This is a genomic window from Mycoplasma sp. Mirounga ES2805-ORL (assembly GCF_017084445.1).
In the GTDB taxonomy this organism is placed as follows: domain Bacteria; phylum Bacillota_I; class Bacilli_A; order Mycoplasmatales; family Metamycoplasmataceae; genus Mycoplasmopsis.
On record NZ_CP070947.1, the window covers coordinates 706,040 to 716,892 of the forward strand.

The 10,853-nt window shown below is 25.0% G+C and carries 8 protein-coding genes; all 8 read left to right on the forward strand.

Annotated features, from left to right (window positions below; translation table 4 throughout):
* Positions 1-10 precede the first annotated feature (10 nt).
* The 8 genes from mip to JXZ90_RS03080 all read left to right on the forward strand — a co-directional run bounded on the left by mip (position 11) and on the right by JXZ90_RS03080 (position 10,792).
* Positions 11-2,341, forward strand: coding sequence for an Ig-specific serine endopeptidase MIP (gene mip / locus JXZ90_RS03045; protein WP_205848298.1), 2,331 nt, complete (start codon positions 11-13; stop codon positions 2,339-2,341).
* A 61-nt stretch (positions 2,342-2,402) separates the two neighbouring features.
* Positions 2,403-3,860, forward strand: coding sequence for an MSC_0624 family F1-like ATPase-associated membrane protein (locus JXZ90_RS03050; protein WP_205848299.1), 1,458 nt, complete (start codon positions 2,403-2,405; stop codon positions 3,858-3,860).
* Position 3,861: 1 nt separating this feature from the next.
* On the forward strand, positions 3,862-4,383 hold the full coding sequence (locus JXZ90_RS03055; protein WP_205848300.1) for a DUF2714 domain-containing protein: 522 nt from the start codon (positions 3,862-3,864) through the stop codon (positions 4,381-4,383).
* Positions 4,370-5,290 carry an MSC_0622 family F1-like ATPase gamma subunit gene (locus JXZ90_RS03060; RefSeq protein WP_205848301.1) on the forward strand — a complete coding sequence of 307 codons (921 nt, stop codon included), beginning with the start codon at positions 4,370-4,372 and terminating at the stop codon, positions 5,288-5,290. The genes JXZ90_RS03055 and JXZ90_RS03060 overlap by 14 nt, the downstream gene beginning before the upstream one ends.
* Positions 5,290-5,751: an MSC_0621 family F1-like ATPase epsilon subunit gene (locus JXZ90_RS03065; RefSeq protein WP_205848302.1), complete on the forward strand. Its 462-nt coding sequence runs from the start codon at positions 5,290-5,292 to the stop codon at positions 5,749-5,751. Before JXZ90_RS03060 ends, JXZ90_RS03065 begins: the two co-directional genes overlap by 1 nt.
* Positions 5,744-7,864, forward strand: a complete 2,121-nt coding sequence (locus tag JXZ90_RS03070; RefSeq protein ID WP_205848303.1) for an MSC_0620 family F1-like ATPase-associated subunit — start codon at positions 5,744-5,746, stop codon at positions 7,862-7,864. Before JXZ90_RS03065 ends, JXZ90_RS03070 begins: the two co-directional genes overlap by 8 nt.
* A gap of 1 nt (position 7,865) precedes the next feature.
* Positions 7,866-9,404, forward strand: a complete 1,539-nt coding sequence (locus JXZ90_RS03075; protein WP_205848304.1) for an MSC_0619 family F1-like ATPase alpha subunit — start codon at positions 7,866-7,868, stop codon at positions 9,402-9,404.
* Positions 9,404-10,792 carry an MSC_0618 family F1-like ATPase beta subunit gene (locus JXZ90_RS03080; protein ID WP_205848305.1) on the forward strand — a complete coding sequence of 463 codons (1,389 nt, stop codon included), beginning with the start codon at positions 9,404-9,406 and terminating at the stop codon, positions 10,790-10,792. The genes JXZ90_RS03075 and JXZ90_RS03080 overlap by 1 nt, the downstream gene beginning before the upstream one ends.
* The last annotated feature ends 61 nt before the right edge of the window (positions 10,793-10,853 follow it).

Sequence of the window (10,853 nt, forward strand, 5' to 3'; positions counted from 1 at the left end):
AAGGAGTTATATGAAAAAAAGAATAAAAAATATTTTAGCTTTAGAATTACTTGCACCTATTTTTGTTTCTCCATTTGTTTTATCTTCTGGTTGTTCAAGTGATAAAGCGGACAAATCTAAAAAAAATAAACCGATTGATGAATTAAAAAGTGATATAGAAACATACAAACAAGTTATTGATGGTTTTTTTGACCAATTTGCTAATAAAACAGCTGAATTAAATGAATTAGATAATTCAAATTCACTATTTTTAATACAACCTGTTGAAGGTAAAATGGTACAAGGAAGTTTGGATAAATTATTGCCTACTCAATTTGAAAAGTACACAAAAAATGGCTCATTTAAAGTCGTATTTAACCCATCAAATAAAAATAGCAAAGATCTAGAAAAAATTTTCTCAATTAAAATTTCTAATGTTATTTTAGGCGACAAAGTTCAAGCTATTAAAGAGGGTTCTGCAGAAATTTCTTTTGAAATTACTAACTTATTAGATTCAAACACTGAGTATAAACTAATTAAAGTTAATGGTTTTAAATCAAATTCTGCCGGCATTAATGAAGATGGTTATTTACCCGGTGCATCAGATTCATTAAAACCTAAAAAGTCTGAAATTAGCAAGTATGCATTAGAATACTCTCAAGATAAAAGATTTGATATTGATAATGAAAAATACATGAGAATTTTGAAAAACCAATATCAACAACCATTAAATGTTGTTAGAAATGAAATATCAAATACTACTTTAGCTTCAAAAATATACGATGAAAAAGCTAAAAAAATAAAGCTCGATACATATGAAAACTCAGCATACAAAGGTTTTACATTACCTGTTTATAATGGAAATAATGAATTTCAAGGTTTAGCTCTAAATTTAAAAAATGGTGAAGTATCAAAAGGTCCTTCATGAGTTGATTCTTTAGGAAAATCAGATGAAAACAAAATTAGCGGTTTAGCAAGAGTTTTGATTAATGAAAACTATTTAAAAATAGCTCATCAAACATATTCGGTATCGTTTACAAATAAAAAGCCAGACATTAAAGATGACAATAAAATAAAAGAATATAGTGACACTGGCACCATGTGGATTCTAGATTATCAAGAAAGAAAAGATGGGAAATACCCAACTAAATGATATTTTGGAACGAATGTCCACGTTACTGACAATATTAAGGATGACACACCTAAGTTTTCTATTTTAAAATTGAAAAATGATGTTAAAGTAGGAACAAAATTACATACTTCTGGATTTGATGATAGATTTGAAAATTTTATTTTTGATAAAAAAAATGAAAATATTAAAGTTGTTTATCAAGCTAAGGATTATTTAAGAGACAACCCATTAGATTATCTTGTTCAATCACAAAAAAATGAAATAAAACAAATGCAAGAATTTTTAGATTTTGCTGTTATTGAAATAGATTTTGAAAAAATTAATCCAAGTGAAATAACAGTTTTATCTAAAAATAACTGAGTTACTAAATATAAAGATCTAGATTCTTATAATTTTGCTAAAGAAATAACTAATAATTATTACGGATTATCTAAAGATGAAAAAGTTAAATTTAAATCTCATTCATATTTAAACAATTATCAACAGATAGATTTTCCATTAGCTTTAAAATCAAATCAATCATTTCCCGAAAATATTGATCAACTATTTGCCCTTGGTTATCCTAATTCTTCAGGAGATTTTTTCTTAAAACCATATGAAGATGATGATGAAAGAGATCCTAAAATTTCAAAATGAAATTATAGTTTATGAACTAATTCAGATTACACATTCTATGATTTAGTTAATAATCCTAATTCATTTAATGACCCTAAACAGCTTGCTAAATTTAATAAAGGAAATTTCCTTTCATATCAAATTGGCTACAGAACCTTTTCCGACAAGCCTGGTGTTGTTGATTCATTTATTTCTTCACCTATTGTTGGTAGAAATCTTTATATTGATCCATATTTCGCTCATCCAAAGCAAGATAAGATGAAATATATTCACTACGGTCTTGAATATGCATTAAGACACTATGCACCAGTTGGTGGTTCATCAGGTTCAAGTGTTAGAACAAAAAATAATGAATTAGTTGGTGTTTATCACGCTTCTAATGTTGTTGCTAAAACTGGTTTAGTAGCTGCATTTAGAAGTGAGGGATTCAACTACAACAAGCTTTATGGTGATTATAACTTACCTCAATATGATCTAATATATGGTGGTGGAAAAAATCAACAAAATTCTTATCGTGAAGCTTTAATAAAACTATATGGTGAAGATATTAAGACAGCAATTTTTGATCAAGGTCTAAATTCTAAATATATTCCCGAGGAATTCCAATTCCATTAATTTAAAATAATTTAGTAAAAAGCTTCTTGCTTTTTATTAATTTTTATAGAGAAAGAAATACATGAAAAAAGAAATTATTAATAATAAAAAAGTTTATGACAATTATGAAACTTTGCTCAAAAACCAAAACATAAATTGAATAGCAAAAATTTGTAAGATTTCAATAGTCTTATTTTTATCTTTATCTTGATTAATGATTTTAATATTTTCAACAAGAACAATTTTTGCTAAGCCTATGTTATTAAATAATTCGATATACTTTTTTATGAATTTGGATGTTTCACAGCAAAAAACTGCTAATTTCTTAATTCTTTTTAGAGTTATTTTATTATCGTTTGTTTTATTTTATTCAGCATATAGAAACTACATCAATATTGATTTATATGAAAAAAACATTAAGTTATATTTACCATTTTTTATTCTTTATTTTTCATTATCAATAGTAAGTGTTGTTTTATTCTTTACTTTTTTCTCATTGTTTACTAAAAGTATTATTCAATTATCATTTATTTTGATACCTGTTTTATTATTGTCAATTGCTGATCAAGTAACTAGATTTATTTTAGGAAGAAAATTTAATCCAACATTATATAGAAATAAGATTCCTATTCTAATTAGTGTGTTTTCACAAGTAGTTTTAGTTACAGTTACCATGCTAATTTTATTCTTATGATCAAGTGCTAACTACAATTCAATGTTTGGCGAAAATGGTAATAATTATTTTTATGATAAGTGGCAAAAATTATTTACAGAAAGAAAATTTTCTAATTTCTTTCTTATTCTATTTGCATTTCTCTTTTTAGCAATTTTAATAATGGGTTCAAATATATATTTTGTGGTTTATTTAATAAACAAAAAATATAATGAATATTTTTTAAAAAATAAAATTACTTTAGCAATCAGTTTATTAGCTTCAACATTGGTATGATTTGTTATTCTTCTATTTGAAAAAAATAAAATAATATTAATTACGGGTGAATCGCAAAAGAACGAATATATTTATCTAATCGAAACTGCACTTATTTTAATCTTATTTACATTATTTGCTTTTTTAACACTATACAAAAAAATAAAGACAAAAAGTACTTTAATAAATTTAGTTTATTTTTCATGTTTCAATTTATTAATTTGAACATCATTGATAATAACAATTTTTCTAAACGATAATAATAATGTAAATAGTATTAATTTATTTTTTGCTTCAATAGTGGGTTTAGCTTCATATATTATTTTTAGATTTAAGAATAAGAATATTAATACTTGAATTACATTTTTTGCTAAATTAAATTTAATTTCATCAATATTAACAATTTTAGTTTTTGGTCTTAATAAAATTTTATTAAATAGTGATCCAAAAAACTATTTATTTTATACAATTGATTCCAACTTATATTTAACACAAATTTTTGTAGTAATTCAAGTTTCATTATGAGTATTATTTTTAACTTACATCAGTATTTCAGCTTTTATAGTTTTTCTAAAGATTGCAAAACTATCGAATGGAAAAAAGGAGTTTTAAGATGAAAAAAAATAAGAATACAAAGTTAGACAAAACAAATCTTTTTGATGTTTATAAGCATTATAAGGAGATTAAAGAAGATCCTTTCTTTATATCTTTTGACAAATTAACAGCATCAGTTTTAATAAAAAGTCAATTGGGTTTTGATTCTAAAGTGTTTAATGATTTTGAGAAACAAATTCAAAAAGCAATCAATAACAAGTATGAAATTCTTTTCCGAAATTTTGTTATTTCTTTTAATGTAAATTTAAAATTTAGTGCCGATATTTTAGTGCCGATAGTAACTAGCAAATTAAGTTCTAATTCTGAAACTATTAATTTTAAATCGTCAAATGAGATATCTAAAGACAATTTTTTAAGTATTTATAATGAAATTATTTATCAATTACTAAAGCAAGGCAATTATCTAGAGGTACTTCCTAATTTAATTGTTCACTTATCCAAATCAACAAATTCACTAAAAGTTTCTTTTAGTGAACAATGAGTAATGGATATTGATAGAGGTGACAATGGATCTAAATAAATTAGTTCTTAAAAAAAGAAATTTAGAAAATATTTATTTAAAGGTAAATAATGAAAAAAATGTTTTATTAACAAACATGTTGAAGTTAACTAAAAAAATTAATTATTTAGTTCATGACTGCCTAAACACAAAACAATTAATAATAGACCTAGTTAATAGATTTAATATTAAAAATATTTTTGTAAATCGGGATAAAAATAAAATATTTCAGAAAATTAAACGAACATTTTCAAAACCAAAGAATCTTTGAATATATTTATCAGAAGAACAAAAGTATTCAACAGATTCTTATTCAAGATATGAAAAAAATATCTTGAGGGAAGTTGACAAAAAGAATTCAACATTTATAACTATTGGTAAAAAAGCCAAGGACTTTGTTATAAAGAACAATTTTAATTTATTTAAGAGCTTTGACAAAAGTGACTTAAACTATAAATTTATAATGCAAATTAGTCAAATTATTAAATTACTTTTTTTTGAAGAAGGTTATGAAAATGTATATTTTGTTTTAAATTCAAATAAAAACTATGATGGACACTTTACTCTTCTCCCTATTAATGAGTTTGATATAAATAGATTAATAACTAAAAATGAGCATATAGATAAAGAATTTGATAATTTATCAAATGTTAAGTTCTTTCCGAACATAGATGAGTTTTTAGATACTCAAATAGATTTATTTATTCAAAGTGCTATTTATTCCTTGATTGTAGAGTCATCATTTTATAAAACAAAAGTTGGATTGGTTACAACCAATAAAACATTAAAAGACCTTGATGAAACTATTTCTAAAATTTCTAAAAAAGTTACAAACCTTAAGCGCGAAAAAGAAATTGAGGAAATTACTCTATTAACTAGAACTAATAAAAAGATGATTATTAATCTTGGAGCTAGTGAGGAAGAATAATGAGTAGACAAACATTTAAATTACTTATTAACTATGATTTTGGGAAAAGTATTATTTTCAACAAAGCAGATATAGCTATAAATTACGACGAGGAAAAACAATGAATCTATTTAGATTCAAACTCATTAGGCGGTTTTGGTAAAAAATTATTTAGAATTAATGACTATGAAAAAAACAAGACTTGATACATTTTTTTAGAAAACGTTAGTTTTATAGTTAGCGAAAAAACAATAAAGATCAAAACAGATTCTCAAGTTACTTTTTTAGAACAAGCTAGAGTCAAGGTTGATTTAACTAAGTTAATTAAAGAAAAAAGAAAACAAATTGAATATTTAAGCGCCATTAAAAAAATTGGAATTAATATTGATAATTATCTAAGACTAAATGATTATAAACAAATGTTGTACGAATTAGAGCTTAGACAGTTATTCAATTTGGTCGAAGGAGATTTAAATGAATAAAAAAATAAAACAAGTATTCTTAAAATCTTCCGTTATAGCAACTACACTATTGCCTTCAGCGATAGTAATTAGTGCCGTTGATAAATCAAATAGTGAAAACAAATTGAGTCCTAATTTTGATGAGTTTAAGGCCCAAGCAGATAAATTAATTAAATCATTTTTAAAGGAATGTATTGAAGATTTTATTAAAAATATTGAAGACAAAAAAAGAGCACTAGCAAAAGATAACACGAAAACATATAAGAACAAAATAGAAGAGATGGCTTATTTTGATTTCATTATTGAATATTTCAATAATAAAAATTTAATTATTGATAATCCTCAAAATTATGGTCTAACAATTATTTTTCCTCATGTTATATCAAGAAACAAAAAAATACAAATGGCAAATATTGAGTTTGATAAAAGAATGTACAAAAATGTTAAAACAGGTGTAGGAGACTTTACAGATTATAATGATGCCGTTTCTACAGATGGTAAGATAAAAAAAGAAGGCGAATTACAAGTAAATGGATTAAAGAAGGATGAATTTTCTAAAATATTAACGAAGTATGTTGAATCCTTAAAGAAAGAATTCAATAAATTAGTTTTTTCAAAAGAAGATATTTTAGAGCTTGGCAAGGATTTTGAGTTAGTTAAGTCAGATACTGATTCTTTTAAAATAAAGTTTACTGATTCATTTATAAATAAGAATGTTAATATAACTTTGTACCTTAAATCTAAAATCAAAAAAAGGTTTTTACATTTTGATTTAAAGCAAAATGAAGAATCAGAGGAACCAGTTCAAAGTGAGAGTGAACAATCTAATCCAATTGAAAAACCTCCTGTTAAACCCTTAGTTCCTGGAAAAAAACTAACTAATAATAAAATAAATAGTCAAGTTATAGAGGCTTTACCAAATTTAGCTCCACTAATTAAACATAATAAGTTAGACTTATCTAAAGAGAACTTGATGATTGATTTCAAGAACAATCAAGCTAACCACGATGATTATTTTTTCTTTAACAATCCTATTAACACCAGATTTAAATATTCTGTTGAGGATTTGAATATAGAGAATAGTGAATTGTATGCTTGAGTAAAACTATCTGATAGAAATAATCCTTCTAAATTAAAAAGAAGATATAAAGTTGCGATATTCATTCCAAAAGAGAACGAAATAGATCAATATAAAGCAATCGAAGATATTTATGAGAATCAAATAAAGACAATTCAAGAAACTTATAAAAATTTTTATTTATCTTTAGATCTAGACGATACTATTGATTATTCTAAATTAAGAAGCAATGAGTTAGAAAATTCTTTATCTAACATGATTGATTTAGCCCAAAAAATAAACAGCGGTAATTGAGACCAATCATTTAAGCAATATCAAAATGAATTAATTCAAGATTTATCTTTAAAATATAAAGTTTCATCTGATAATCAAAATTTAATTAATAAATCTAATAGTCAAATACAATATTCTTTTTTAAAATCATTAATAAATTCTAAAATAAATAATAATCCATATTGATTCACGTTTTCAAAATCAATTGAAGTTGTTTATGGTCAGTTTAAGGAAATTATTTCTGGAAATTATAACGATTTTATTAAACCTAATTTCAAAGCTAAAAATATTAATATAGATGTTTTGAATAAATTGGGTACAAAGATTGAAAAAAATGTTTTTAGACTAAAAAATGTCGCATTAGAAAAACCAATCCAAGTTAAAAAATGATATGAAAACTATTTATCTATAACGTCTGATATTATTAAAGATTTTAAGACATTGTCTAAATTAGCTTTAAATAAAGAAATAATTGATATTGATCCTAAAATAGAAAATTTTACAGAGCAAGAAATTAAAGATTTTATTAATGCTTATAATGACGCACAGTCAAGTATTAAAAACGCAAATATTAAACAAAATAAATTTGAAGAAATTTTGGGATCGGTATTAATATCTATAGGTTTATTGTTTCTTCTAGTAAATATAGTATTTTTAATTATTAGGCACAAGAATATAAAAAACAAGACCGCATTACTATTAAATATATTAACGTTAAGCCTGTCATTAATATTGATAATATCAGGCGCACCTCTTATTGTTTTAAGTCTGAAAGGAATGTAATATGAAAGAACAAGAACAAATTAAAGTTTCTGCTGTATTTGACTATATAATACAAGTAAAGGGAAAATACAACTATAAACAAAGGCAAATTTTTACTTTAAAAAATAATAAAGAAGTTAGGTTATTTTTAATTCAGGCTTCAGAAAATTATGCTTACTTATTATCAAACACACAAGATAATGTAGTTAATGTTAATGATGAAATTCTTGAGTGTGATAATGAAGATTCAGTGACAACATATAATGATTTCTTCGGAAAAATAATTAATATTAAAAATGAAATAATTTTTCCTATTGAAAGTAAAAATAATAAATTATCTAATCCTATTCAACACAAGTTTCCAACATTTGGCATAGCACATAATTTAATGCTGGTTAAAAGGTTAAATGAACAATTACACACAGGAATTATTTCAATTGATTTATTGGTACCTATTGGCAAAGGTCAAAGAGAGTTAATTATAGGCGATCGTCAAACTGGAAAAACTCATATTGCTTTAAATACAATTATTAATCAAGCTAAAAATAATGTTAAATGTATTTATGTTGCAATTGGACAAAAAAAAGAAACAATTACAACTGTTTATAAAAACTTAGAAGCTTATGATGTTTTAAAAAACACAATTATTATTGATGCTCCAGCAACAAGCGTGTATGAACAATATCTTGCGCCATATATTGCGATGGCCCATGCCGAAAATTTATCAGTTGATAATGATGTGCTTATTGTATTTGATGATTTAACAAAGCATGCAAACATAATAAGAGAAATTGCGTTGTTAACTGATAAGCCTGTTGGTAAAGAAGCTATGCCTGGTGATTTATTCTTCTCGCACTCGTCTTTACTTGAAAGAGCAGGTTCATTTGTTGATAGAAAAACAATAACTGCACTCCCTATCTTACAAACTATAGATGGCGATATAACATCTTTAATAGCATCAAATATTATTTCTATCACCGATGGCCAAATTGTAACAAGTGCTGACTTATTTGCATCCGGAAAACTACCAGCTATTAATTTGGACTTATCTGTTTCAAGAACTGGATCAAGTGTCCAAACTAGAAACGTAACTAAGATAGCTGGTGAAGTTGGTAAGATTTATAAAAAATACAAGAAGCATTTAAAACTAGCTATGTTAGATTACAACTTTAACGATGAAACCTCAAATCTTTTATATAAAGGTAAAATGATTGAAAAGCTATTTAATCAAAAAGGTTTTGCTTTATATTCACACTCTTTTATGATGTTTATGATTAAATTAATTTCTTGAAATATTTTAAAAAATGTTAATGACGAGGGAAAGGCTATTAAATTTTTAGATACGCTAATTAACACTAACGAAGATGCAAAGGAAATATTTAAAGTTCTTGAAGAAGGAAAAGAGCATGACGATAAAATGGTAAAAAACTACTTTTTATTTGCATTAAAACAATATTCAAACTTTAATAATTTAGATTGAAATATTGATAATCAATATGAATTCATCCCCTTTCCTGAAGAATATTTATTATGAATTTCAAAAAAATTAGGAGATAAATAATGAAACCAAAAATTACACAAATTTGATCAGATATTGTTGAAATAAGATTTTCTAAGAACGATTTGCCTAAATTGAATAGCATCTTAACTTTACATAATGGAAAAACTTTTTTACTTGTTAAAAGAATAGTTGACGAACAAAACGTTAAAGCAATAACAATTTATAGCAGTAAAAATATTTCTTTGGACGACGATGTTGTTGACACAAAGAAGACCTTTATGGTTCCTGTTGGAAAAAATTCAAAAAACAATATTTATAATTTCTGAGGCGCTCCTTTATTAACTAATAGAAACACAAAACCTAAATACGTTGAAATGAATTCCTTAATAAAACAAACTAGAATTCAAAATATAAAACCCAAGATAATTGAAACAGGTATAAAAGCTATTGATTTTTTTATTCCTATAATAAAAGGATACAAATTAGGTATATTCGGTGGAGCCGGTGTTGGTAAAACGGTTTTAATGAAGGAAATAATATTTAATGTTAATAAGCAAAATAAGGAAACATCTAATATATTTATAGGTTCAGGGGAGCGTTCACGTGAAGCTATTGAGCTATTTGATGAATTAGAGTCTTCTAATTTAATGAATAATTCAATAATGTATATTTCTAAAATGAACGAATCTCCAGGTGCTAGATCATCTATAGTTCCTATTGGTGTTACTGCAGCGGAATATTTACGTGATGTTGAAAAAGAAGATGTTCTTTTGTTTATTGATAATATTTATAGATTCATTCAAGCGGAAAATGAGGTTAGTGCTTCATTAGGGAAGAAGCCTTCAATTGGCGGTTACCAATCAACCCTTGAAAGCGATGTTGCAAAAGTTCAAGAAAGATTATTTGAAAATGAGAATGGTTCAATAACGTCTTTTGAGACTATATTTTTACCAATGGACGACTTAAGTGATCCTTCAGCTGTAGCTGTATTTAACCATTTAGACGGCAAATTAGTTCTCTCTAGAGAACAAACGTCAAAAAATATTTTTCCAGCGTTTGAACCTCTAGCTAGTTCATCTAATTCTGTTGATGAAAAAATTATTGGTAAAAAACATTTTAATGCTATTTTAGAAGCTAAAAGAATTTTGAAAGCTTATAAAGATTTAGAGGATGTAATTTTGATTTTAGGTTTTGATGAATTAGATGATGAAAATAAGATAATTGTTAAAAAAGCCCTACAATTAGAAAACTTTTTTACACAAAACTTTTTTATGACTGAAAATTTCACTAAATCTCCAGGACAATATGTTACATTGAATGATACCGTTGAGAGTGTAGTAAGAATTTTAGATGGTAAATATATTAATCAAAGTCCAGATATTTTTTCATATGTTGGTTCAAACTTAAATATACCGACTGACGAAGAACTAGGCTTAAATAATAAGTAACTTCTATGAAGTTATTTTTTATAACCTAATTAAGTTTTGACTATTTTTTTCATAATTTGAT